We start from the raw sequence: 21,711 nt of genomic DNA on the forward strand, positions 1-21,711 counted from the left end.
CCCTGGTCGGCCGATCAGGCGTGGCCGACGTCTCCCACGTTCGCCTGCGTGCCCGCCTCGGTCTGCTGCAGGTAAAGCTGCCCGAAATCGATCGGCTCGAGCAGCAGCGGCGGGAAGCCGCCGTCGCGCACGCAATCCGCGAGCACCCGCCGGGCGAACGGGAACAGCAGCCGCGGTGCCTCGCCCAGCAGGAACGGCTGTACGTGCTCGGCGGGGATATTGCGCAGGCCGAACAGCCCGGCATAGGACAGGTCGACGATGAACGCGGTCGTCCCCTCGCTTTCCGCGCGCACCTCGATCTTCAGCACGACCTCATGGACTTCCTCGCCGACCTGCGCGGCGGCGATGTTGAACTGGACGTCGATCCCGGGCGCGGTCTCCTTCTGGTAGATCGCGGGAGCGTTCGGGTTCTCGAACGACAGGTCTTTCACATATTGCGAGATGAGGCCGGCGGCCGGCGTCGTGTCCTCGCCGTTCGCGACCGGCTGGTTCATGTCGCCGCTGATCTGGTCGGCCATATCGGAGGGTCCTTCGTATCAATGGTGGGGGGCCGCGACGCGCCGAGCGGCGGCTGGTCCGGATGATCGTCGCGCCTAGCAGCGGGTTCGGTGCGTTTCAACGGTTTCACGGGTTTGAAACATGACGGTTTTGGCCTATGTTACGACGAAGATCGGAGGCACGGTGTTTTTTCTAGTCCTTCTTGCGATGGTTGCGGGGTTCCTCGGGCTTCGCCTGTACGGCGTGCTCGGCAAACGGACCGGGCACGAGCAGCCTTTGCCGCGCACCGCGGAAGAGCGCCCGGCACCGATATCGGTGCCGCGCACGGTCGATGCGATCCCCGAGGTGCGGGAGCCTGCGAACCGAAACATCGATCCGCGTGCGGAGGCCGGTCTGCGCCAGATCGTGGCGGGCGAGGCGGGATTCGATGTCCCACGTTTCCTGGAAGGTGCGCAGGCTGCGTACCGGATGACGCTCGAGGCGTTCTGGAAGGGCGACGAATCGGCGCTTTCCGATCTCGCGGTGCCCGACGTCGCGCAGGCGTTCATCGACGCGATCGCGGCGCGTACGACTGCGGGTCATGTCCTCGACAACCGGCTGGTGCGGATCGAGAAGGCGATGATCGTCGACGCATCGCTGTCGGGACGCGAGGCGCGGATTACGATGCGGTTCGATGCCGACATCGCCGCGGTGACTCGCGACGCGGAGGGCGTGATGGTCGCCGGATCGATGACCGACGCGGTCGAGACGCACGACGTCTGGACGTTTGCACGGACGTTGAAGAGCAGCGACCCGAACTGGAAACTTGCCGACACCGACGAAGCCTGACGCGGTGGCGGGGCGTGTTGTCGAGGCTGCTCTATTAGATAGCCATGCTGTTCTCCTGCGAAAGTGGGAGCCCAGGGTTATGCCGGACATCGCATGCGGCTCCTGGACCCCCGCGTTCGCGGGGGAACGACAGAAGAAGCATTGGAGAACCGCCCTCGCCCTCGCCGGCGGGCTGATGCTCGCCGCCTGTGGCGGTCGCATCGTGCCCCCCGATGACGCCGCGCGCGCGCCGGTACGAAGCAACCCGGCCTATCCGTCGCAGCCTACCCGCCCGCCGCGGATCGGCTCGATCGTTCCCGCCACCCCGATCCAGGCCACCCCGGCCGCCCCGATCATCGGCGCGACCACCGCCGCGACGATCGGCCTCGTCGCCGGGCCGCCGATCGACACGCTACCGATCGACGAGCGGCAGGCGGAACAGGCGGTCGCCGCCTTTGCGCGCTCCTGTCCGGGACTGATGCGCCGTACCGATACCTCCGGCCTGACGATCGGCACCGACTGGCAAGGCGCGTGCGCAGCGGCCGCGTCGGTACCGCCCGGCGGCGCGACGACGTTCCTGCAGCGCTGGTTCGAGGCGGATCAGGTCGGCGACGGCCGCGCGTTCGCGACCGGATATTACATCCCCGAAATAGCGGCGTCGCGCGACCGTCGGTCGGGGTACGATACACCGATCTATGGCCGGCCCGACGATCTGGTCGATGTCGATCTCGGCCAATTCGCCGTCGATCTCAAGGGTCGCAAGATCCGCGGGCGGGTCGATCGGACGAATTTTGTTCCCTATTACGATCGCACGCAGATCGTCGGCGGCGCGATCGACACGCGCGCGCCCGTCCTTGCCTGGGCCGCCGACCCGGTGGAATTCTTCTTCCTGCAGATACAGGGGTCGGGCGTCCTCCGGCTGACCGACGGGTCGGAGATGCGGATCGGCTACACCACGCAGAACGGCCGCGATTACACCGGCATCGGTGCGTTGATGAAGGCGCGGGGACTGCTCGTTCCTGGTCAGACATCGATGCAGGGGATCGTCGCGTATCTCCATTCGCACCCCGCCGAGGCGGTCGGGTTGATGAACGAGAACAGGAGCTTCGTGTTCTTCCGCGTGCTCGACGGCGATCCGCCGGGCGCGCTCGGCTATCCGGTGATCGGCGGCGTCAGTGCGGCGGTCGATGCGAAGTTCGTACCGCTCGGCGCGCCGATCTTCCTGTCGGGCGACCGCGCGGACGCGACTCGCCTGTGGATCGCGCAGGACACCGGCGGTGCGATCAAGGGCGCGAACCGGATCGACACCTTCTGGGGATCGGGCGCGGAAGCGGGAGGGATCGCAGGCGGCATGGCGGCGCGCGGTACCGCATTCGTCTTGCTGCCGATCGGGACACTGGCGCGGATCGGCGGGAGCCGCGCGAATGGGGGCAATAATGCCGGGACCTACCCTCGACGCTGACTATGCGCAGCTATGGGCACGCGTAATGGCGACGGTCCGGCCGCTCCACGCGGTCGCGGCGGTCGCGGCGAGGCCCATGCCGACCGTCGTCACCGTCACCGCTCTCGCCAAGCCGCGCCCCGCAACCCCGCCGAACATCGTCCCCGCGCCTAAACGGGTAGCGCCGGGCATCACGCTGGACGGCGGCTGGGACCGGCGGATCGCGAAGGGCGGCGTCGCACCCGACGTTTCGATCGACCTGCACGGGCATACGCTCGCCTCGGCACACGCACTGCTCGATACCGGGCTCGACCGCGCGATTCGCCGCGGTGATCGCGTCGTGCTGCTGGTGACGGGCAAACCGCCGCGCCCCGAAAGCGAGCGTCCGCACGCGCGCGGCGCGATCAGGGCAAGCGTCGCGGACTGGCTGGCGTCGTCGCGCCATGCCGGGGCGATCGCGGCGGTCCGCGGCGCGCATCCGCGACATGGCGGGGCCGGCGCGCTCTACATCATCCTGCGACGCGCGCGATGATGTCCGCATAGATATCGGTCAGCGTCAGCAGGTCGGCGACCGCGACCGCCTCGTCCGCCTTGTGCATCGTCGCGTTGACGAGGCCGAATTCGACCGTCGGGCAGAGTTTCGACAGGAAACGAGCGTCCGACGTGCCGCCGGTGGTCGACAATTCGGGCTCGACCCCCGTCCGCGCGCGGATCGCAGCGGCGACGAGCGAGGAGAAATCCCCCGGCGGCGTCAGGAACGCCTCGCCCGACACGCGTCCGACGACCTTCGCGCCGGGCGCATGCCGCGCGGCGATCACGGCAATCCGCGCCACCAGCGCATCGCCCGATTGGTCGTCGTTGAACCGGATCGACAGCCTCGCCGATGCCCGCGCCGGGATGACGTTGGTCGCGCCGCCCGTGACGGACAGATCGGTGATCTCGATATTCGACGGCTGGAACCAGGCATTGCCCGTGTCCAGCGCCAGCGCGTCGATCTCGGCCAGCATCGCGACCAGCTTCGGTGCCGGATTGTCGGCAAGGTGCGGGTAGGCGACATGGCCTTCGCGTCCCGACACTTCGATCCAGATATTGACCGACCCGCGCCGCCCGATCTTGATCATGTCGCCGAGCCGGTGCGCAGAGGTCGGTTCGCCGACGAGGCATAGATCGGGCGCGATCCCGCGTTCGGCCATGCGATCGATTATGGCCCGCGTTCCGTAGGTTGCCGGACCTTCCTCGTCCCCGGTGATCAGCAGCGACAGCGCGCCGCGACTGTGCCCCGCCGCCGCGACGAAAGCCGCGACCGCGCCTTTCATGTCCACCGCGCCGCGTCCGTAGAGCAGCCCGCCACGTATATCAGCCGACCATGGCGAATCGCTCCAGCCCTCGCCCGCGGGCACGACATCGACATGCCCCGCAAAGGCCAGATGCCGTCCCTCACCGCCGCGCGTCGCCAGCAGATTCTCGACCGGCCCATCGGGTGTCTCGCCGATCACGAACCGGTCGACCGTGAACCCGCTACCGGTCAGTGCCGTCTCCAGCACGTCGAACACGGCTCCGCGCGCGGGCGTGACGCTTTCCGCGCGGATCAGCGCCTGCGCCAGCGCCACGGGGTCGACGTCGCGCGTCACCTATCGCGCGACCGGTTGCTCATATTGCTCGATCACCCATTCTTCTTCCTGCGCGCCCGCGATCCAGTCCTGCATGAAGGGGTGGCTCAACACCGCGTCCATATAGGGTGCCGCGAAGCGCGCGATCGGCAATTGATAGGTAACGAAGCGGGTGACCACCGGCGCGAACATGATGTCCGCCGCGCCGAAATCACCGAACAGGAAATGCCCCGCGCCGCCAAACCGCGCGCGCGCCTGCGCCCATAATTCCATGATCCGCAGCAGTTCGCCGCGGACGTCCTCGTCGGGCGCGACCGCCGGGAATATTTGGCGCACGTTCATGCTGTGCTTGCGGCGGAGCGCCGCGAAGCTGGAATGCATCTCCGCCGCCATCGATCGCGCCATCGCGCGCGCGGCATCGTCCTCGGGCCAGAATGTCGCGCGACCGACCTTGTCGGCAAGATAATCGACGATCGCCAGGCTGTCCCATACGACCACGTCGCCGTCCCACAGGATCGGCACCTTGCCCGAAGACGGCGCGAACTCGTCGCCCGCGCGCCGCTTTTCCCAGTCGGCGTCGTACATCGGCACGACCACCTCCTCGAACGGCAGTCCAGACTGCTTGCACGCGAGCCAGCCGCGCAGCGACCAGGAGGAATAGGCCTTGTTGCCGATGATGAGTTTCATGAGGTCGTGCGTAGCGGGCTGAACTAGGGGCCGCAACGCCTCCCCTGCAGCGGGCTATCGCAGCTTCGCGATGTTCAGCCCGTCTTCCTTCGCACGGTCCTTCGTCGACTCCTCGCTGCGTTTCAGCGCCTTCGCGATCGCCTTCAGTGCCATGCCTTTCCTAGCAAACTGGTGCAGCTTCTGGATCTCGTCCGTCGTCCAGGGTTGCCGGTGGCGCTCGAATACCTCGCCCTTCGCCATCAGAACACCATCAGTGCGGCATGGAAGGTCAGCACCACCAGCGCCGCGCTGGACGCGATGAACAGGACGAAGCGCCATAGTACGCGGTTGATCGTCGCCTGAACGATGCTGTGAGCGATCCGCAGGCCGACATAGATCCAGGCGACTCCGGCGTTGATCCCGCTCCCCCAACCGCCGATCGCGAGCACCAGCGCGACGGCGTAGAACAGCGTCGGCTGCTCCATCAGATGATTGTAATTATGCGCCTTCCACTGCGCCGTCGCGGGCAGGCTCCGATCGGCGTCGCTCGCCTTGCTGCCGACCAGCGTGGCGAGATCGGCACCTGCCCGGCGCATTGCGGGCAAGCGGGTCGCAAGCATCCAAGCGAGCATGACGAGCGTCCAGGCGATCAGGACGATAACGGGTTTCGGGATGTCGGCATGCGCGACGGCGGGGATCATTGACTGGTCCTGATCTGATGGACGAAGCGCATGTTCACGCGCGTCGAGCCCGCGGCGCGCTTGGCCGGATCGGTAATATGCTGGTCGAACACGAACAGCGATTCCTCGCCGCCGCCGGGCAGGTCGCGTCGCTCGCCGATGGCATGCACGTGGATCTCGCCGCGGTCGGCGTCATAGGGATTGATCGCGGTGAAATCGGAGTGCGCCTTCTCGAAAGGGTCGGCCACCGCGTGGTAAGCGGACAGGTCGGCAAACCCGGCCACCATGAACCGCCGGACCGAACAGGCATGGAAAGGCGGCAGTTCGAGGAACACCAGCATCTCTTCGTCGCCGTCCTTGACGCTCCAGCCCCGGCCCGGATCGTCGACGAGCGTTACCTTTACTTGCGCTGGGGTCAGCGGCGTCGCGCCGCGCGCGGCCATCGCCTTGTCGACCGCCGCGTCGATCGGGAAGGCCTGCAGGCAGACCTCGTCGTAGAGCGCGACCATGCGCTGTTCGACGGGGTCGGGGGCAGGGGCCATTTGCGCGGCCAGCAACGCGGCGAACGTCAGCATCGGCATGTCGTCATCCTCCCCATCACGGGCAGAACATGCGCGACGGGAGGCAACGCGTCCAGCGCCTCCCGCATTCGGTCAGTCGAACATCTTGCCCCAGGCGCGCTTGGCGCGGTCCTTCCAGTGGCCGCGGTGATAGGCGTCGCTCGCCAGCAGCGGCATCACCGATCCGGCCTCGGCGAACACCATCTGCTCGATACCGGTGTTGACCTTGCCCCAGCTTGCCGCCTCCTGCAGCGTCGAGGACGAGCAGGCGCCGTCGCGGACGTCGGCGACGGTGATCTGCACCGCATATTTGTGCACCTGCACATCGTCGTGACCAAGGATTTCCGCGCAGACGACGGTGTCCTGGATGAAGTTCTTCGGCACGCCGCCGCCGATCATCAGCAGGCCGGTCGTGCCCGCCTTGATCTTGATGTCGGTCAGTTCGCGGAAATCGGCGATCGCGTCGAGGACCATATAGGGCTTGCCCTCTTTCGCGCGGTCGACCTGGTGCTTTACCAGCCCGAACCCTGCCGACGAATCGACGAACGCCGGGCAGAAGATCGGCACGTCGTGCTCATACGCCAGCTTGACGAGGCTGTTGTCCTTCTTGCCGTGCTCGACCAGATATCTGCCCATCTCGCGAATGAAGGCACGGCTCGAATAGGGCTTTGGTTCGAGGGAATTGGCGATCTCGTAGATCGTGTGGTCGCAGTCCTGCAACTGCTCCTCGTCGATATAGGTGTCGTAGATGCGGTCTATGAGCAGCGAGCGCAGCGTGTCGTCGTCGGGCACTTCGAGCGCCTGATAATGTTTGTGGCCGAGCCCTTCGAAGAAATCCATGTCGACGATCGATGCGCCCGTGGCGACGATGCCGTCGACCATGTTGTTGCGCAGCAGCTCGGCATACAGGTCCATGCATCCGCCCGCGGACGTGCTGCCCGCGATGACCAGGAAGATCGTGCAATCGGGATCCGCCAGCATCTGGTTGTAGATCGCGGTCGCGCGGCCGAGGTCGCGGCTGGTGAACGACATCTTCTTCATGGCGTCCACGATCGGCCGCGCATCGAAGCTGGTGATATCGATATGCTCGACCGTGGTGGAGAGTAATTCCGCCTTGCGGTTGGAGAGGGTCGTGTCGGTCATGTCTAACTCCTAAAGCGCAGCCGTTCCCCGGCGAACGCCGGGGTCCAGGGTCGCAAGCGATGCGCTGCGTGGCTCTTGGTTCCGGCTTTCGTCGGAACACGGGTTATGAATTGCGCGCGTCTATTACAGCGTGACGACGTTCGTCGCGACTTCCCGGAAGACATCGCCGTACAACGACACCATCGGCTCGTCTGCGACCACGACGGTCTCGTCGCAGCCGAAGCCGTTGAATGCGGTACGCATCGCCGTGCCGTACGCGCCGAGCATGCCGATCTCGATATAGTCGCCCGCCTGAACGTCCGCGGGTAGCAGGAACGGTCCCGCCATATGGTCCATATCGTCGCATGTCGGGCCGTAGAAGCTGAACGCCATGTCGCGTGCCCGGCTGTCGGGTTCGCGCATCAGTTCGACGGGAAAGCGCCAGCCGAGATGCGCCGCGTCGAACAATGCGCCGTACGCGCCGTCGTTGATGTACAGCTCCGCCCCGCGGCGACGCTCCACGCGCACCACGATCGAGCTGTATTCCGCGCACAGCGCCCGGCCCGGCTCGCACCACAGTTCGGACGAATAGCTGACGGGCAGCGATTCGAACGCGCGGTGGATCGCGTCGAAATAGCGCTCCAGCGGCGGCGGCTCCATGCCGGGATAGCTCGACGGGAAGCCGCCGCCGACATCGATCACGTCGACCATGACCGCCGCCTCGACGATCGCCGCACGGACCCGCTCCAGCGCGCCGGTATAGGCCTCGGGCGTCATCGCCTGCGATCCGACATGGAAGCAGATGCCGAGCGCATCCGCCGCCTGCCGGGCCGCGAAGAGCAATGCCTTGGTCTCGCCCGGAGCCGCACCGAATTTCGAGGCGAGGCTGAGCTTGGAATGTTCGGACGACACGCGCAGGCGCACGCACAATGTCAGGTCGGTCGCTTCGCCGGTCGCGCGGACGATCTTCTTCAGCTCTTCCATGCTGTCGAGACTGAACGTGCGCACGCCGTGCGTGAAATACGCCTCGGCGATCGCTTCCTCGGCCTTGACCGGGTGCATGAAGCAGAGCGTAGCCTCGGGCAGCGTGCGCGCGACGAGCCGCACCTCGGCGATCGAGGCGACGTCGTAATGCGTGATGCCGCTGTCCCACAGGATCCGCAGCAGGTCCGGCGAGGGATTCGCCTTCACCGCATACATCGACCGGCCCGGGAACTTCTCCGCGAAGAACCGGGCGGCCCTGGCGGCCGCATGCGGACGAACCAGCGTCACCGGATTGACCGGACGCTGCCGAGCGATATCGAAACCCGTGAAGGCGTTCGAAGGGGTGCTTGCTAACCCCAGCGCGCGATGATGGTTGTGCAATTCAAGGGACCTCCAATGTCCGTAGACAAGTTCACGAAACACTGCCTTGCGGTTGGAAGTCCCATGGGGCAGCGAGGGTGTGATTTAGGGTCGCATGCCCCCCCTGTAAAGTGATTGATTGCGCAAGGAGACGGGATGTGACGATTTTGCGACAACCGACGCGCGCCGGGGTGCGCGACGCCGCCGCCAAAGTGGCTGCGATCCTGCCGCCGACGCCGGTTTTCGTGCACGACTTCAAGGGGATACCGGTCGCGTTCAAGGCCGAATCGCTGCAACCGATCGGAGCGTTCAAGATCAGGGGCGCATGGCACCGGTTGACCGCGCTGGACGCCGCGGCACAAGCGCGAGGCGTGGTCGCGTTTTCATCGGGCAATCATGCGCAAGGCGTGGCGTGGGCGGCGAAACGGCTTGGGATCGCGGCGACGATCGTGATGCCGACCGACGCGCCGAAGGCGAAGCGCGACGCGACGCTGGCGCTGGGCGCGGAGGTGGTCGATTACGACCGCGCGACGCAGAGCCGCGAGGCGATCGCCGGACAGTTGGCGGAGGCACGCGGGGCGACGCTGGTGCCGAGCTTCGACGATGCCTGGGTGATCGAGGGGCAGGGGACCGTCGGGATCGAGGCGGCGGCGCAGATGCCGGCGCTGGGGCTGGGGACGCCGCTGCGAGTCGTGGTGCCGTGCGGCGGCGGCGGGCTGGCGGCGGGGATCGCGCTCGCGGTGCCGGATGCGCAGATGTTCGTCGTGGAGCCGGAGGGGTGGGACGACATGCGGCGTTCTCTGGAGGCGTCGTGGATCGAACCCGTCGGCCCCAACCCGCCGCCGACCGCCTGCGATTCGCTCCAGACGACCCGGGTGTCGCAGCTGACCTTCGACGTGCTGTCGCGGCGGGATGCGCGCGGCGTCGCGGTCAGCGAGGCGGAGACCGCGGCGGCGCAGCGCTGGGCTGCGACGCATCTGCGGCTGGTGGTCGAGCCGGGCGGCGCGGTCGGTCTGGCGGCACTGCTGGCGGGGAAGGTCGTGGTCGAGGCGGGGACTTTGGTGGTGCTGTCGGGGGGGAATGTAGATTTGGCGGGCTATGCGCGGGCGATGGCAGGCTGACCTCCTCTTTTTCCACCCCCGCGAAGGCCGGGGCCTAGTTGCGAGCGGCCCGGTGCTGGGCCCCCGCCTTCGCGGGGGTGGAGCAGGGAGTATGAACCGCGCGCTGGCTTCCATCGCCGCCGCTGCCCCAGCCATCGCGATACTCGGCGTGTTCGCCTGCCTGATCGGCGGCGGCGCGATGGTCGCGCGGCCGCAGGGGGATACGAAAAAGTGCGTGCTGCTGCTGGTGATGGCGGTGGTATTGCTGGGCAATGTGGTGATTTGGATAGCCTAGGATGTCGACTTTGAACGGGTCAGGCGTTGAGATTTGTCCGGACTGCGGGGTGGCGCTGCCGTTTTGTGATGGCTCGCCCCATCCCTACTTGGGCGCGTCCGCATCGTGCTGGGCCTTGTATGGCCATGTGCTGGCGCGCGAGTACCAGCAGGCGGCGTTGATGACGATTCATCGGCTGACGGTCGATGCATATGCCGCTCAGCATCCGGGTAAACCCGAGCGACGGTCCATTCAGTCGGTGTGGGTTCACCTTGCAGGGTTGTACCTCGTCGTGGACCGAAGCTTGGCACCCGAATTTGCACGGCGAGTGATCGGCGCGCTGGCGACACAGTCTGAACAATTGACATGGTTAACGCCGCCGGCGCAATTAGGTGCGATTACGGTCGCTCATGTCGCTGCTGCCGAGCAGCCCGCAGATCACATTAACATCGTGCAGAATTGGGCTGGAAGCGTCTGGGCAGCATGGAAGATCCATCATCCGGCGATCATTACACTTGTCGATCGTATGGTCAGGCACCTCTAGGCGGAGCAAATATCGGAACCCGCCGCGGCGAAGCCGCGTCGTCGGTCGGCGCGTGCGCGCCGCTGACCGGGCCCGGCGCCGAGACGCGGATTAGCTGCCAATCCGCTGCGCCCGCCCAACTCACCTGATCGGTGAGTTAGGATCGAGCCGCATGTCGAGGTATTTATCGACCGACCCCATCAACTGCGGCATCTCGTGTTCGAAGAAATGGTTCGCCTTCGGGATCGTGTCGTGGTGGATCGTGATGTGCCGCTGGGTGCGGAGCTTGTCGACCAGCTTCTGAGTCGCCGCCGGGGTCACGACCTCGTCGTGCTCGCCCTGGATGATGATCCCGCTCGACGGGCACGGCGCGAGGAAGGTGAAGTCGAACATGTTGGCGGGCGGCGCGATCGAGATGAAGCCGCGCACTTCGGGGCGCCGCATCAGCAACTGCATCCCGATCCACGCGCCGAAGCCGAAGCCGGCGACCCAGGTCGTCGACGCCTCGGGGTGGAAGCTCTGCACCCAGTCGAGCGCGGACGCCGCGTCGGATAGTTCGCCGATGCCGTTGTCGAACACGCCCTGGCTCTTGCCGACCCCGCGGAAATTGAAGCGCAATGTCGCGAAGCCGCGGCGCTGGAACGTCTTGTAGAGTTCCTGCACGATCCTGTTGTTCATCGTGCCGCCCGAAGAGGGATGCGGATGCAGGATCATCGCCACGGGTGCGCGGGGGCGCGGCGCAGGGGCGAAACGGCCTTCGAGACGGCCTTCGGGGCCGGGAAAGATGACTTCGGGCATGGAGAACCTTAAACGAGCGGGCTTGGACGAAATGGGGCGGGGGCTGAACCCGACGCGGTTGCGCGCTATATAGGCAAGGCCCGCCCGATTGGAACATTTTTGACCCCGCGCATCTACCTCGACCACGCCGCGACCACGCCGATGCGGCCCGAGGCGATCGTCGCGGTCGCCGAAGGAATGGCGCGCTGGGCCAATCCCTCCTCGCCGCATGGCGAGGGCCGCGCCGCGCGGCGCGCGCTGGAGGATGCGCGCGCGCGGATCGCGGCGGCGCTGGGCTGGGACGGCGAGGTGATCCTCACGAGCGGGGCGAGCGAGGCGATCCGGCTGGCGATTCGTGGCCGTGCGGGCGCGTATGTCGCAGCGACCGAGCATGACGCGGTCTTGCGGGCGGCGGTGCGGCCGACGATGCTGGCGGTCGATGCGCGGGGGCGCGTAATTTTCCCCCCGTTCGTTCCGCTCGAAACGAACGGACTATGGGCGGTTCAGACGGCCAACAGCGAGACGGGAGTCGTCCAGTCCGCCGACGCGGTTGCGAGGGCTATCCGCGCCGCGAACGGCCGATGGATCGCCGACGCATCGCAGACCGCGGGCAAGCTGCCCTTGCCCGATGCCGACATGATCGTGGTGTCCGCGCACAAGCTGGGCGGCCCGATCGGCATCGGCGCGTTGCTGGTGCGCGATCTTGCGCTGTTGACGCCGACCGGCGGGCAGGAGCGCGGCTATCGCGACGGGACGGAGAACCTGCCCGGCGCGCTGGGCTTCGCCGCCGCGCTTGAGGCACCGCGCGACTGGTTCGACGCCATGACGCCGCTCCGGGCGCGGCTCGATGCGGCGATCGTGGATGCCGGCGGCGAGATCATCGGTTTTCCTGCGAACGCGCGAACCCGGGATCACGAGCGGTACGCCCGGGACCCTGAGCCCCCGCGTCCGCAGGAGCACGGGCATATCCCGACGATCGCGTCCTACCGCATGCCCGGCGTCTCCGCGGGCGCGCAACTGATCCGTTTCGACATGGCGGGCTTCGCGGTATCGGCGGGGAGCGCGTGTTCCTCGGGCAGCATGAAGCCGAGCCATGTCCTGGCCGCGATGGGTATCTCACCCGGTGAGGCAGCAGAAGTGATCCGCGTCAGCTTCGGCTGGCCCACGACCGCGGACGAGGTCGATGCCTTCGCATTGCTGTGGTGCCGGACCGCTGATGCCGCGCGCGTCGCGGCATGACCTATCTGGACTATCAGGCGACGACGCCGCTCGCGCCCGAAGCGCTGGAGGCGATGTTGCCCTGGCTTCGCGACGGCCATGCGAACCCGCATTCCGCGCACCGCGAGGGGCGGCGGGCGCGTGCGGCGGTGGAAGTGACGCGCGCGCGGGTCGCGGCGCTGCTGCCGCATGGCGGCCAGACCGCGTTCACCAGCGGCGCGACCGAGGCGCTGAACTGGGCGATCAAGGGCACGACCGGCCCGATCGTCACGATCGCGACCGAACATGCCGCGGTCCTCGATACCGTCGCCGCCGAGGCGGCGCGGGGGCGGCCGGTCACCGTGCTGCCGGTCGGCGCGGACGGGCTGGTCGATCCGGAGGCCGCGCGCACCGCGATCGTGCCGGGTACCGGGCTGGTCGCGGCGATGCTGGTCAACAACGAGATCGGGGTCGTCCAACCCATCGCCGCGCTGGCGGACCTGGCGCATGCGGCCGGCGCGTCGATGCTGTGCGATGCGGTGCAGGGCTATGGCCGGATGCCCGTTCCCGAAGGCTGCGACCTGGTCGCGATCTCGGCGCACAAGGTCTATGGGCCGAAGGGCATCGGCGCGCTGTGGGTCCGCGACGGCGTCGCGCTTGCACCATTGATGCACGGCGGCGGGCAGGAGGCACCGGGGCGATCGGGGACGCTGTCGCCCGCCCTGTGCGCCGGCTTCGGCGTCGCGGCGGCGCTGATGCGCGACCGGCGATCGGCTGACATGTCTGCGGTCGACCGGATGTGGCGGGCCGCGCTCGACCGGCTCGGGCCGATCTGGAAGGTCAACGGATCGATCGCGGCGCGCTATCACGGCAACCTCAACGTCCGCCGCGACGGGCTCGACGTGAACCGGCTGATGTCGCAATGCCGCGACATCGCCTTTTCCGCGGGTTCGGCCTGTGCGAGCGGATCGGGCCGGTCGAGCCACGTCCTTCGCGCGATCGGATTGACGGAGGCGGCGGTGCGGACCTCGGTTCGGATCGGCTTCGGGCGCTATACGACCGAGGCGGAACTGATCGCCGCGATCGATACCATCGTCGCGGCGGCAGATGCGCAACGGAACGGGATATGAGGATCGTCTTCACCGGGCACGACGGATCGATCGGGGAGGCGGAGGGTCGGCCCGGCCAGCGATTGCTCGACGTGGCGCAGGCGGCCGGCCAGCCGCTGGAAGGCACCTGCGACGGCGATATGGCCTGTGCGACCTGTCACGTGATCGTCGATCCCGCGGATTTCGCGCGACTTCCGGCGGCGAGTGCGGACGAGGAGGATATGCTCGACCTCGCCCCGGGTGCGACGCGGACCAGCCGGCTCGCGTGTCAGATCCGGCTCGAACCGGCGCTCGACGGGTTGCGCGTCCGCATTCCGTCCGGCTGACGAAGCGAGGCTGTCGGTTCGACAACGGCGCATTCAGGCGACGGCCATTGGGACAGGATCATTGTCATGTCCATGCCCGGTTCCCCGGGCGACGAAGAGGAGCATGTATGAAGATGATCGCATTGCTTGGCGCAGCGGCGCTGGCCATCGGCGGGATCGCGGCGACCCCCGCCGCGGCAAAGGAGTATCACGGCGATCGCGGCCACCATGGTTATCACGATCGCGGGTATCGCGGCCATATCGGCTATCGCCATCGTGGATATTGGGGTGGCTATCGCGGCCGGTGGCACGGCTATCATCATCGCCGTGTCGTCTGCAATCGGTTCGGTCGCTGCCACCGTATCTGACGCCCGTCGATACCCGTGACCGGCTGCCCCGCCGGCACCGCCGTCCGCACCGGCGGGTGACGCGGCTTGACCCGCCCCGCGCGTCTGCTCATAGGGCGCGCGGGAGTCGGGCGGGCGTGGTCGTCGCCAACTCGGTCAGGTCCGGAAGGAAGCAGCCGCAACGATTCCGCCACGGGTCGTCCGGCTCCCACCGCGAGGCTTTGCGAAGCAAAGGCGAGCGCGGCCGACGGGCAAAGCCCGTTCGACGACGCGGCTTCGCCGCGGCGCGCCTCGACCGACCCCCCAAACCCCCTGTCCTACACATCAGCGATAGCCCATCTTCGCCAGATGCACCCCGCTCGCACCCCAACCGGACCCTCTTCGCTTTCCGCCCCGAACCCCCTATCTGAAGCGATGATGGCACGCCTCCACTTCCTCCACTTCCACGCTTGCAGAAGCGCGAATCGCGGTGGCTGACGGCCTCGATCTCGGCGAACCGTCCCAACCCGCTGCGAAAGCCGGCGCGTACCGTGTCCTCGCGCGCAAATACCGGCCGCAGACATTTTCCGAACTCATCGGGCAGGACGCGATGGTGCAGACGCTCGGCAATGCGATCAAGCGCGATCGGCTCGCGCATGCGTTCCTGATGACCGGGGTGCGCGGGGTGGGCAAGACGAGCACCGCGCGGCTGATCGCGAAGGCGCTGAACTGCATCGGCGCGGACGGGCAGGGCGGCCCGACGATCGACCCGTGCGGCACCTGCGAACCCTGCCGCGCGATCGCGGAGGGGCGGCATATCGACGTGATCGAGATGGACGCCGCCAGCCATACCGGCGTCGACGACGTCCGCGAGATCATCGATGCGTCGCGCTACGCAGCGGTCAGCGCGCGATTCAAGATCTATATCGTGGACGAGGTCCATATGCTGTCGAAGAACGCGTTCAACGCGCTTCTGAAGACGCTGGAGGAACCGCCGCCGCACGTGAAGTTCCTGTTCGCCACGACCGAGGTGAACAAGGTGCCCGTGACGGTCCTGTCGCGCTGCCAGCGGTTCGACCTGCGGCGCATCCCCGCGGAGACGCTCGCCGAGCATTTCGCGATGGTGGCGGAACAGGAGGGCGTGACCGCCGATCCCGAAGCGCTGATGCTGATCGCGCGCGCCGCGGAAGGGTCTGCGCGCGACGGACTGTCGATCCTCGACCAGGCGATCGCGCATGCCGGGATCGAGGGCGGCAGGGTAAGCGCCGACGCGGTGCGACAGATGCTCGGCCTGTCCGATCGCGGCGCGGTGCGCGATCTGCTCGGCCATGTGCTGGCCGGCGACGGCGTGGGGTCGCTCACGGCGCTCAGGCGGCAATATGATTACGGCGTCGATCCGCTGTCGGTGTTCCAGTCGCTGATGGAGACGGTGCACGGCATCACGCTTGCCAAGCTCGGCACCGCGGCGGACGCCGCGCAAGCGGAGGAGGAACGTGCTGCGCTGGGCGAATGGGCGGGGTCGCTGTCCTATCCCGTGCTGCACCGGCTGTGGCAGCTGTTCCTGAAAGGGCATGACGAGATTGCGCGGGCCGCGCTGCCGATCGAGGCGGCGGAGATGGCGCTGCTCCGCGCGATCCATGCGTCCACCTTGCCCGACCCGGGCGAACTGGTGCGGGCGATCGCGAACGGTACCCCGCCGGTGGCTGTTCCCCCGGCACCGATCGCGCCCGTGCCGGTCGCGGCTCCGGCGTCGCGCTTGCCCGAGACGTTCGATGCGCTGGTGCAGCGGCTGGACGCGGCCGGATCGCTCGCGCTGGCCGCGCGGTTGCACAATGGCGCGCGCGTCGTGCGTTACGCGCCGCCCGAGATCGTCTTCAGCGGCAGCCGGCCGATGGCGACCGACACGCTCGCCGATCTGACGGCGGCGTTGAAGGGGCTCACCGGTACGCCGTGGAAGATCACCTTCGACGACGTGCCCGGCGCGCCGACGCTGAAGGAGCGACAGGAGACATCGGCCGAGGCCGAACGTATCGCCGCCTGGGACTCCCCGATCGTCCGCGCCGCGCGCGATGCCTTCCCCGATGCCGTGCTCGAGGCATGGCCGACCAAGAGGACCAACGCATGAACAATCTCGACGACATCATGGCCATGGCGCAGAACGTCCAGGCCGAACTGGAAAAGGCGCAGGCCGGGCTCGACACCGTGGAGGTCGAGGGTGCGTCCGGCGGCGGTCTGGTGAAGGTCCGCGCCTCTGCCAAGGGGCGGATCATCGGCCTGTCGATCGACGATTCGCTGGTGGTGCCGGCGGAGAAGCAGATGCTCGAGGATCTGGTAGTCGCCGCGTTCAACGATGCACGGGCGCGGGCGGATGCGGCGTCTTCGGCGGCGATGGCGAAGATGACGAGCGGTATTCCGCTGCCGCCGGGGTTCAAGCTGCCGTTTTGAAATCCTTCGTCATCCCGGGCTTGTCCCGGGATCCAGGGGTGCGGGGGGATGATGCTCTTGGCTCTGGATGCCGGGACGAGCCCGGCATGACGAAGCTCTACTCCCCCACCGCCGTGCCGTGCAGCTTCTTCCCGAAACTGATCTTGTCGCCTGCGACCACAACCGCATCGACCCCGCCGACCCTCTCATCATTGACCCGGACCGCGCCCTCTTCGATCTTCCGCTTCGCTTCCTTGTTCGACGAAGCGAAGCCGATCGCGGTCAGCGCCGCAACGATGCTCAGCCCTTCGACCGGCACCACGACGGTCGGCAAGCTATCCCCCGATGTGCCCTCTTCGAACGTCCGCCGCGCGGTCTCCGCCGCCGCCTCGGCCGCCGCCCGGCCGCGGCACATCGCGGTGGCTTCGTTCGCCAGTACGATCTTGGCGGCGTTGATCTCCGCTCCCGACAGCGCCTCCAGCCCGGCGATCTCGTCGAGCGGCAGGTCGGTGAACAGCCGCAGGAACCGGCCGACGTCGCGGTCGTCGGTGTTGCGCCAGAATTGCCAATAGTCGAAATGCGGCAGCTGATCCTCGTGCAGCCACACCGCACCCGCCATCGTCTTGCCCATCTTGCCGCCGTCCGCGGTCGTGATGAGCGGGGTGGTGACGCCGAACACCTCGGTCCCGTCCATCCGCCGCGCGAGTTCGATGCCGTTCACGATATTGCCCCATTGGTCGCTGCCGCCCATCTGGAGGCGACACCCGGCACGCCGCGACAGTTCCAAAAAATCGTAAGCCTGGAGGATCATGTAGTTGAATTCGAGGAAGCTGAGCGACTGCTCGCGGTCGAGCCTCAGCTTGACCGAATCGAAGCTCAGCATCCGGTTGACGCTGAAATGCTGCCCGACCTCGCGCAGGAACGGGATATATTCCAACGCGTCGAGCCACTGCGCATTGTCGAGCATCACCGCATCGGTCGGCCCGTCGCCGAAGGTCAGGAACCGTTCGAAGATGCGGCGGATCGAGGCGATGTTGGTCGCGATGGTGTCGTCGCTCGACAGCTTGCGTGCCTCGTCCTTGAAGCTGGGGTCGCCGATCTTGCCGGTCCCGCCGCCCATCAGGACGATAGGCTTGTGCCCCGCCTGCTGCAGTCGACGCAGCAGCATGATCTGAACGAGGCTGCCGACATGCAGCGACGGTGCGGTTGGGTCGAAGCCGATATAGCCGGGGACGATCTGCTTCGCCGCGAGCGTATCGAGCGCGGCCGCATCGGTCATCTGGTGGATATAGCCGCGTGTCGACAATGTGGTCAGCAGGAGGGACTGGTGGGTCATGCGCGCGCGGTTAGCACCGACGCCTATCGTTCGTCACCCCGAACCGGCGAAGGGCTGGTCCATCGTTAGGTTTGCGGCAATTGTCCCAACGGGTCCACCGGTGTCCGTCCTTTGCGCAGTTCGAAATGCGCCTCGGGCCGGTCCGCGAAGCCGGTATCGCCCGACAGTGCGATCGTCTGCCCACGCTTCACGCTCTGACCGCGCTGGACGAGCAGCTTCGAAGCGTGCCCGTAGACGCTGGTCCAGCCATCGCCGTGCTTGACGATGACCAGGCCGCCCAAGGCCGCGATGCCGTCGCCGACATAGGCGACGACGCCGTCTGCCGTCGCCCGGACCGGGGTCGCCACGGGCACCGCGATCTCGATGCCGTCGTTGCGCTCGCCACTGGCTCCGGGGCCGAAGCGCTTCACGACGTGTCCGTCGACCGGCCACAGGAACCCGCCGGTCAGCCGCGCTGGCGCGACCACCGCGGCGGTGGGGGGCAGGACGCGCGTCGCGGTCGGCGCGGGGCGAACGGGGGTCTCGTTCCGCGCGAGCGCCGGTTCGCCGCCGGTCAGGATGTCGTCGATGTCGAGCCTGAAGGCGGACGCACGTTCGGCCCGGGTGGGGGCCGGTTGGCCCGGCGCGGTGCCGGGGATCAGCACACGCTGTCCGACGCGCAACGTATAGGGGTCCTGCAGATCGTTCGCGGCGACGATCCGCGACCATTCGACGGCATAGGCGCGCGCGATCGCGATGCCGGTCTGGCCGGGGCGGACGAGGTGATAGCGTCCGGCGGGTATCTTCAGCCGCTGTCCGACATGGACCGGATAGGGCGGTTCGATCGCGTTCGCGCGCGCGATCGCGTCCACCCCGGCACCGGTCCGGTCGGCGATCCGGCCGATCGTGTCGCCCGGCTGCACCGTGTAGCTGGCCTGCGCGACCATCGCCGCGTCGGCGGCGACCGGTCGCGCTTCCCATGCGGGGCGGGCGGCGGGCAGCGTGCTCACGCCCTGCGCGTCGGGGCGGTCGGCGGCGGCGTTCCGGTCCTCGTCGTCACGCGGCCGATCGCGCTGGTCGTCCGGTGGGGGCGCATGGCGATAGCGGGGGGTGGCGGTCGACCGGGCGTCGGGTGCCGGCCGGCTCCGGTAGGGCGGATCGGCGCGGGGGATGCAACCGGCAACCGTGATGCCCGTGGCCAATATCGCCATCGCATCGCGCCATGGTCCACGCATCCTCGTCGTTCCTATCCGTATGCTTGCGCGAGCATAGCGAGCGAACCGCGGTGCGTCAGGTCGAGATGCAGCGGCGTGACCGCGATGTGATCCGCCGCGACCGCCTGCAGGTCGGTCGCCACGCCCGCCTCGATCGATTCGCGACGCATCGCCAGCCAGTAATAATCGAATCCGCGCGGGTCGGTGCGGTGATCCATCCGGACCTGGCCATGATCGCGGTGCCCCTGCGCGACGACGCGGATGCCCTTGACCGCATCCGGCGCGGTCACCGGGAAGTTGACGTTGACCAGCGTGCGCGGATCGGACGGGAGGCTCAGGATCGGCCGCAACACCCGCTCGCCCCAAGCCTCGGCGGTCGCGAAGGACATCGCATTGCCGACGCCCTCCTTGTCGTACAGCTGGCTGAGCGCGATCGATCGGATGCCGGCCATCGCCCCCTCCATCGCCGCGGCGACGGTGCCCGAATACAGCACGTCCTCGGCCAGATTGCCGCCGCGATTGACCCCCGACAGGATGAGGTCGGGTTTGGCGTCCATCAACTCGCCGAGCGCCATCAGCACCGCATCGGTCGGCGTGCCCGCGACCGCGAACCGCCGCGCGCCGAACCGCCGCACCCGAAGCGGGCGGCTGAGCGTCAGCGACCGCGCCGCGCCAGACTGCTCGTCCGCGGGCGCGACGATCCAGACATCGTCCGACAATGTGGCCGCGATCGTCTCCAGTGCGGCGAGACCGGGTGCGTGATAGCCGTCGTCGTTGGTCAGCAAAATCCGCATCAGCGCGGCGTCAGTTCGGTCAGGCCGCCCAGATAGGGCACGAGCACCGCCGGCACCGCGACCGATCCATCCACACGCTGATAATTCTCGACGACCGCGACTAAGGTCCGCCCGACCGCGAGCCCGGAGCCGTTGAGGGTGTGGACGAAGCGCGTGCCCTTCTCCCCCTCGGGCCGGTAGCGCGCATTCATCCGCCGCGCCTGAAAGTCGGTGCCGGTCGAGCAGCTGGAAATCTCGCGATAGCGGCCCTGTCCGGGCAGCCAGACCTCTAGGTCGTAGGTCCTCGCCATCGCAAAGCCGAGATCGCCCGTGCACAGCAGCATCCGGCGATAGGGCAGGTCGAGCGCTTCCAGCACGCCTTCCGCTATCCGCGTCATCCGTTCGTTCTCGGCATCCGATCGTTCGGACGTGGTGATCGAAACCATCTCCACCTTCTCGAACTGATGCTGGCGGATCAGGCCGCGCGTGTCGCGACCCGCCGACCCCGCTTCGGAACGGAAACACGGGGTCAGCGCGGCGAAATGGAGCGGCAATTCCTTCTCGGCGAGGATCGTCTCGCGGACCATGTTGGTCAGCGACATCTCGGCAGTGGAGATCAGCCAGCGACCATCGGTGGTCCGGAACAGATCTTCGGCGAACTTCGGCAACTGCCCCGTCCCGAACGCCACTTCGTCGCGCACCAGAAGCGGTGGCGATACTTCCTCGAATCCATGATCGTCCACCAGTCGGTCGAGCATGAATTGGCCGAGTGCGCGGCTTAGCCGCGCCATCCGCCCGCGCAGCAGCGTGAAGCGGGCACCGGCAAGCGCGACGCCTGTGTCGAAGTCCATGCCGAGCGCGGGCGCGATCACGTCGTGTTCCCGCGGCTCAAAATCGAAGGTGCGAGGCTCGCCCCAACTGTGGATGAGCCTGTTGTCGTCCTCATCCGCCCCTTGGGGCACGTCGGGTGCCGGATGATTGGGGATCGCGGCCAGTCGCGTGTCAAGATCGGCGGCCGCGTCGCGCTCCGCGGCTTCCAGCTCCGGCAGCCGGTCCTTCAAGGCGGCGACCGCTGACATCAAATCAGCCGCGCGCGCTTCATCCTTCGCCGCCTTAGCGTGGCCGATCTGCTTCGACAGGTCGTTACGGCTCGCCTGCGCTTCCTGCGCAGCGGCGATCGTCGCGCGACGGCGTTCGTCGATCGCGATCAGTTCGGCCGACTGCGGTGCCAGCCCACGCTTCGCCAGCGCGGCGTCGAAGGCGGCCGGGTCTTCGCGGATCGTACGGATGTCGTGCATGGCCGCGGCTATGGCGAGCGCGGCGAGACCGCGCAACCCGCGCGGTAACGACAAAGGGGCTCCGCCGCGGCGTTGCGGCGGAACCCCTTGTCCTTCGGCGAAAACCGATCAGGCGGTGGCGATGCTCGGCTTCGCGAACCGGCGGCGCATGACGAGCGCCGCTGCGGCGGCACCGAACAGCAGGACCATCGGCGGGGCCGGGACCGGCGCGGGGTTGCCGCCGTTGGAGCCCGAGCTGCTGCCCGATGAGGAGGAGGAGCTGCTGCTCGAAGAACTGCTGGACGAGCTGCTCGACGACGAACTGCCGTTCGAACTCCATCCGTTGCTGCTCGAACTGTAGCCGCTCGA

The 21,711-nt window shown here is 67.6% G+C and carries 26 protein-coding genes and 1 other RNA gene; 14 read left to right on the forward strand and 13 right to left on the reverse strand.

Annotated features, from left to right (window positions below):
• Positions 1 to 14: 14 nt before the first annotated feature.
• The gene (gene secB, locus HUU99_RS00505; protein ID WP_174284606.1) at positions 15 to 518 is read right to left on the reverse strand and encodes a protein-export chaperone SecB; all 504 of its coding nucleotides are present in this window, start codon (positions 516 to 518) and stop codon (positions 15 to 17) included.
• A 163-nt stretch (positions 519 to 681) separates the two neighbouring features.
• Between secB and HUU99_RS00510 the strand changes: the two genes are divergently transcribed.
• The 3 genes from HUU99_RS00510 to HUU99_RS00520 all read left to right on the forward strand — a co-directional run bounded on the left by HUU99_RS00510 (position 682) and on the right by HUU99_RS00520 (position 3,278).
• Positions 682 to 1,326 (forward strand): Tim44/TimA family putative adaptor protein, encoded by a 645-nt coding sequence (locus HUU99_RS00510; protein WP_174284607.1) that lies wholly within the window; start codon positions 682 to 684, stop codon positions 1,324 to 1,326.
• A gap of 175 nt (positions 1,327 to 1,501) precedes the next feature.
• Positions 1,502 to 2,767, forward strand: a complete 1,266-nt coding sequence (gene mltA, locus HUU99_RS00515; RefSeq protein ID WP_174284736.1) for a murein transglycosylase A — start codon at positions 1,502 to 1,504, stop codon at positions 2,765 to 2,767.
• On the forward strand, positions 2,742 to 3,278 hold the full coding sequence (locus tag HUU99_RS00520; RefSeq protein WP_254602835.1) for a Smr/MutS family protein: 537 nt from the start codon (positions 2,742 to 2,744) through the stop codon (positions 3,276 to 3,278). The genes mltA and HUU99_RS00520 overlap by 26 nt, the downstream gene beginning before the upstream one ends.
• On the opposite strand, the gene dapE is transcribed toward HUU99_RS00520, so the two are convergent.
• The 7 genes from dapE to HUU99_RS00555 form a co-directional block, all read right to left on the reverse strand.
• The gene (gene dapE / locus HUU99_RS00525) at positions 3,256 to 4,377 is read right to left on the reverse strand and encodes a succinyl-diaminopimelate desuccinylase (protein ID WP_174284608.1); all 1,122 of its coding nucleotides are present in this window, start codon (positions 4,375 to 4,377) and stop codon (positions 3,256 to 3,258) included. The two genes, HUU99_RS00520 and dapE, sit on opposite strands and share 23 nt — an antisense overlap.
• Positions 4,378 to 5,043, reverse strand: coding sequence for a glutathione S-transferase family protein (locus tag HUU99_RS00530; RefSeq protein WP_174284609.1), 666 nt, complete (start codon positions 5,041 to 5,043; stop codon positions 4,378 to 4,380). It lies immediately after the preceding gene.
• Positions 5,044 to 5,097: 54 nt separating this feature from the next.
• On the reverse strand, positions 5,098 to 5,283 hold the full coding sequence (locus HUU99_RS00535) for a hypothetical protein (RefSeq protein WP_174284610.1): 186 nt from the start codon (positions 5,281 to 5,283) through the stop codon (positions 5,098 to 5,100).
• Complete coding sequence (locus HUU99_RS00540) at positions 5,283 to 5,723, reverse strand: MAPEG family protein (protein ID WP_174284611.1); 441 nt, start codon at positions 5,721 to 5,723, stop codon at positions 5,283 to 5,285. The genes HUU99_RS00535 and HUU99_RS00540 overlap by 1 nt, the downstream gene beginning before the upstream one ends.
• Entirely contained in the window at positions 5,720 to 6,283 is a 564-nt protein-coding gene (locus tag HUU99_RS00545; protein ID WP_174284612.1) for an NMCC_0638 family (lipo)protein, read from the reverse strand. Before HUU99_RS00545 ends, HUU99_RS00540 begins: the two co-directional genes overlap by 4 nt.
• Positions 6,284 to 6,355: 72 nt before the next feature.
• The gene (locus tag HUU99_RS00550) at positions 6,356 to 7,405 is read right to left on the reverse strand and encodes a 1,9-bis(guanidino)-5-aza-nonane synthase (protein WP_174284613.1); all 1,050 of its coding nucleotides are present in this window, start codon (positions 7,403 to 7,405) and stop codon (positions 6,356 to 6,358) included.
• A gap of 123 nt (positions 7,406 to 7,528) precedes the next feature.
• A complete protein-coding gene (locus HUU99_RS00555) occupies positions 7,529 to 8,749 on the reverse strand; it encodes a type III PLP-dependent enzyme (protein ID WP_174284614.1) in 1,221 nt (406 codons plus the stop codon).
• Between the two features lie 137 nt (positions 8,750 to 8,886).
• On the opposite strand from HUU99_RS00555, the gene HUU99_RS00560 reads away from it, so the two are divergent.
• The 3 genes from HUU99_RS00560 (at position 8,887) to HUU99_RS00570 (ending at position 10,646) form a co-directional block, all read left to right on the forward strand.
• A complete protein-coding gene (locus HUU99_RS00560; RefSeq protein WP_174284615.1) occupies positions 8,887 to 9,849 on the forward strand; it encodes a threonine ammonia-lyase in 963 nt (320 codons plus the stop codon).
• A gap of 91 nt (positions 9,850 to 9,940) precedes the next feature.
• A complete protein-coding gene (locus tag HUU99_RS00565) occupies positions 9,941 to 10,123 on the forward strand; it encodes a hypothetical protein (RefSeq protein WP_174284616.1) in 183 nt (60 codons plus the stop codon).
• A 1-nt stretch (position 10,124) separates the two neighbouring features.
• The gene (locus HUU99_RS00570; protein ID WP_174284617.1) at positions 10,125 to 10,646 is read left to right on the forward strand and encodes a DUF5946 family protein; all 522 of its coding nucleotides are present in this window, start codon (positions 10,125 to 10,127) and stop codon (positions 10,644 to 10,646) included.
• A 120-nt stretch (positions 10,647 to 10,766) separates the two neighbouring features.
• Here HUU99_RS00570 and HUU99_RS00575 read toward each other — a convergent pair whose 3' ends face one another.
• The gene (locus tag HUU99_RS00575; protein WP_174284618.1) at positions 10,767 to 11,423 is read right to left on the reverse strand and encodes an alpha/beta hydrolase; all 657 of its coding nucleotides are present in this window, start codon (positions 11,421 to 11,423) and stop codon (positions 10,767 to 10,769) included.
• A 99-nt stretch (positions 11,424 to 11,522) separates the two neighbouring features.
• Between HUU99_RS00575 and HUU99_RS00580 the strand changes: the two genes are divergently transcribed.
• The 7 genes from HUU99_RS00580 (at position 11,523) to HUU99_RS00610 (ending at position 16,784) form a co-directional block, all read left to right on the forward strand.
• Positions 11,523 to 12,641, forward strand: coding sequence for a cysteine desulfurase family protein (locus HUU99_RS00580; RefSeq protein ID WP_174284619.1), 1,119 nt, complete (start codon positions 11,523 to 11,525; stop codon positions 12,639 to 12,641).
• Positions 12,638 to 13,729 carry a cysteine desulfurase family protein gene (locus HUU99_RS00585; protein ID WP_174284620.1) on the forward strand — a complete coding sequence of 364 codons (1,092 nt, stop codon included), beginning with the start codon at positions 12,638 to 12,640 and terminating at the stop codon, positions 13,727 to 13,729. Before HUU99_RS00580 ends, HUU99_RS00585 begins: the two co-directional genes overlap by 4 nt.
• Positions 13,726 to 14,034, forward strand: coding sequence for a 2Fe-2S iron-sulfur cluster-binding protein (locus HUU99_RS00590; RefSeq protein WP_174284621.1), 309 nt, complete (start codon positions 13,726 to 13,728; stop codon positions 14,032 to 14,034). Before HUU99_RS00585 ends, HUU99_RS00590 begins: the two co-directional genes overlap by 4 nt.
• 107 nt (positions 14,035 to 14,141) lie before the next feature.
• Positions 14,142 to 14,381: a hypothetical protein gene (locus HUU99_RS00595; protein WP_174284622.1), complete on the forward strand. Its 240-nt coding sequence runs from the start codon at positions 14,142 to 14,144 to the stop codon at positions 14,379 to 14,381.
• 99 nt (positions 14,382 to 14,480) lie between these two features.
• Positions 14,481 to 14,575: signal recognition particle sRNA small type (gene ffs, locus HUU99_RS00600), an RNA gene on the forward strand.
• A gap of 254 nt (positions 14,576 to 14,829) precedes the next feature.
• Positions 14,830 to 16,464, forward strand: a complete 1,635-nt coding sequence (locus HUU99_RS00605; protein ID WP_174284623.1) for a DNA polymerase III subunit gamma/tau — start codon at positions 14,830 to 14,832, stop codon at positions 16,462 to 16,464.
• The gene (locus tag HUU99_RS00610) at positions 16,461 to 16,784 is read left to right on the forward strand and encodes a YbaB/EbfC family nucleoid-associated protein (RefSeq protein ID WP_174284624.1); all 324 of its coding nucleotides are present in this window, start codon (positions 16,461 to 16,463) and stop codon (positions 16,782 to 16,784) included. The genes HUU99_RS00605 and HUU99_RS00610 overlap by 4 nt, the downstream gene beginning before the upstream one ends.
• A 97-nt stretch (positions 16,785 to 16,881) precedes the next feature.
• Here the strand turns inward: HUU99_RS00610 and tyrS are convergent, their stop codons facing one another.
• The 4 genes from tyrS to serS all read right to left on the reverse strand — a co-directional run bounded on the left by tyrS (position 16,882) and on the right by serS (position 21,363).
• Positions 16,882 to 18,099, reverse strand: a complete 1,218-nt coding sequence (tyrS, locus tag HUU99_RS00615) for a tyrosine--tRNA ligase (RefSeq protein ID WP_174284625.1) — start codon at positions 18,097 to 18,099, stop codon at positions 16,882 to 16,884.
• A gap of 65 nt (positions 18,100 to 18,164) precedes the next feature.
• Positions 18,165 to 19,313 carry a M23 family metallopeptidase gene (locus HUU99_RS00620; RefSeq protein ID WP_254602836.1) on the reverse strand — a complete coding sequence of 383 codons (1,149 nt, stop codon included), beginning with the start codon at positions 19,311 to 19,313 and terminating at the stop codon, positions 18,165 to 18,167.
• An 11-nt stretch (positions 19,314 to 19,324) separates the two neighbouring features.
• The gene (gene surE, locus HUU99_RS00625; protein ID WP_174284626.1) at positions 19,325 to 20,086 is read right to left on the reverse strand and encodes a 5'/3'-nucleotidase SurE; all 762 of its coding nucleotides are present in this window, start codon (positions 20,084 to 20,086) and stop codon (positions 19,325 to 19,327) included.
• On the reverse strand, positions 20,086 to 21,363 hold the full coding sequence (serS, locus tag HUU99_RS00630) for a serine--tRNA ligase (RefSeq protein ID WP_174284627.1): 1,278 nt from the start codon (positions 21,361 to 21,363) through the stop codon (positions 20,086 to 20,088). Before serS ends, surE begins: the two co-directional genes overlap by 1 nt.
• 148 nt (positions 21,364 to 21,511) lie before the next feature.
• On the opposite strand from serS, the gene HUU99_RS00635 reads away from it, so the two are divergent.
• Positions 21,512 to 21,703, forward strand: coding sequence for a hypothetical protein (locus HUU99_RS00635; RefSeq protein ID WP_174284628.1), 192 nt, complete (start codon positions 21,512 to 21,514; stop codon positions 21,701 to 21,703).
• Positions 21,704 to 21,711 lie beyond the last annotated feature (8 nt).

The sequence above is a fragment of the Sphingomonas bacterium genome, from assembly GCF_903642285.1.
Lineage (GTDB): Bacteria > Pseudomonadota > Alphaproteobacteria > Sphingomonadales > Sphingomonadaceae > Sphingomonas.

What these genes read in the sequence shown, in the direction of transcription:
- HUU99_RS00550 (WP_174284613.1), bottom strand. Translation starts at nt 7,405, where the DNA reads ATGACCGACACGACCCTCTCCAACCGCAAGGCGGAATTACTCTCCACC.
- HUU99_RS00635 (WP_174284628.1), top strand. Translation starts at nt 21,512, where the DNA reads ATGACGAGCGCCGCTGCGGCGGCACCGAACAGCAGGACCATCGGCGGG.
- HUU99_RS00520 (WP_254602835.1), top strand. Translation starts at nt 2,742, where the DNA reads ATGCCGGGACCTACCCTCGACGCTGACTATGCGCAGCTATGGGCACGC.
- serS (WP_174284627.1), bottom strand. Translation starts at nt 21,363, where the DNA reads ATGCACGACATCCGTACGATCCGCGAAGACCCGGCCGCCTTCGACGCC.
- HUU99_RS00545 (WP_174284612.1), bottom strand. Translation starts at nt 6,283, where the DNA reads ATGCCGATGCTGACGTTCGCCGCGTTGCTGGCCGCGCAAATGGCCCCT.
- mltA (WP_174284736.1), top strand. Translation starts at nt 1,502, where the DNA reads ATGCTCGCCGCCTGTGGCGGTCGCATCGTGCCCCCCGATGACGCCGCG.
- HUU99_RS00610 (WP_174284624.1), top strand. Translation starts at nt 16,461, where the DNA reads ATGAACAATCTCGACGACATCATGGCCATGGCGCAGAACGTCCAGGCC.
- HUU99_RS00540 (WP_174284611.1), bottom strand. Translation starts at nt 5,723, where the DNA reads ATGATCCCCGCCGTCGCGCATGCCGACATCCCGAAACCCGTTATCGTC.
- tyrS (WP_174284625.1), bottom strand. Translation starts at nt 18,099, where the DNA reads ATGACCCACCAGTCCCTCCTGCTGACCACATTGTCGACACGCGGCTAT.
- HUU99_RS00535 (WP_174284610.1), bottom strand. Translation starts at nt 5,283, where the DNA reads ATGGCGAAGGGCGAGGTATTCGAGCGCCACCGGCAACCCTGGACGACG.
- HUU99_RS00585 (WP_174284620.1), top strand. Translation starts at nt 12,638, where the DNA reads ATGACCTATCTGGACTATCAGGCGACGACGCCGCTCGCGCCCGAAGCG.
- HUU99_RS00575 (WP_174284618.1), bottom strand. Translation starts at nt 11,423, where the DNA reads ATGCCCGAAGTCATCTTTCCCGGCCCCGAAGGCCGTCTCGAAGGCCGT.
- HUU99_RS00620 (WP_254602836.1), bottom strand. Translation starts at nt 19,313, where the DNA reads ATGCGTGGACCATGGCGCGATGCGATGGCGATATTGGCCACGGGCATC.
- HUU99_RS00565 (WP_174284616.1), top strand. Translation starts at nt 9,941, where the DNA reads ATGAACCGCGCGCTGGCTTCCATCGCCGCCGCTGCCCCAGCCATCGCG.
- HUU99_RS00570 (WP_174284617.1), top strand. Translation starts at nt 10,125, where the DNA reads ATGTCGACTTTGAACGGGTCAGGCGTTGAGATTTGTCCGGACTGCGGG.
- surE (WP_174284626.1), bottom strand. Translation starts at nt 20,086, where the DNA reads ATGCGGATTTTGCTGACCAACGACGACGGCTATCACGCACCCGGTCTC.
- HUU99_RS00590 (WP_174284621.1), top strand. Translation starts at nt 13,726, where the DNA reads ATGAGGATCGTCTTCACCGGGCACGACGGATCGATCGGGGAGGCGGAG.
- HUU99_RS00530 (WP_174284609.1), bottom strand. Translation starts at nt 5,043, where the DNA reads ATGAAACTCATCATCGGCAACAAGGCCTATTCCTCCTGGTCGCTGCGC.
- secB (WP_174284606.1), bottom strand. Translation starts at nt 518, where the DNA reads ATGGCCGACCAGATCAGCGGCGACATGAACCAGCCGGTCGCGAACGGC.
- HUU99_RS00595 (WP_174284622.1), top strand. Translation starts at nt 14,142, where the DNA reads ATGAAGATGATCGCATTGCTTGGCGCAGCGGCGCTGGCCATCGGCGGG.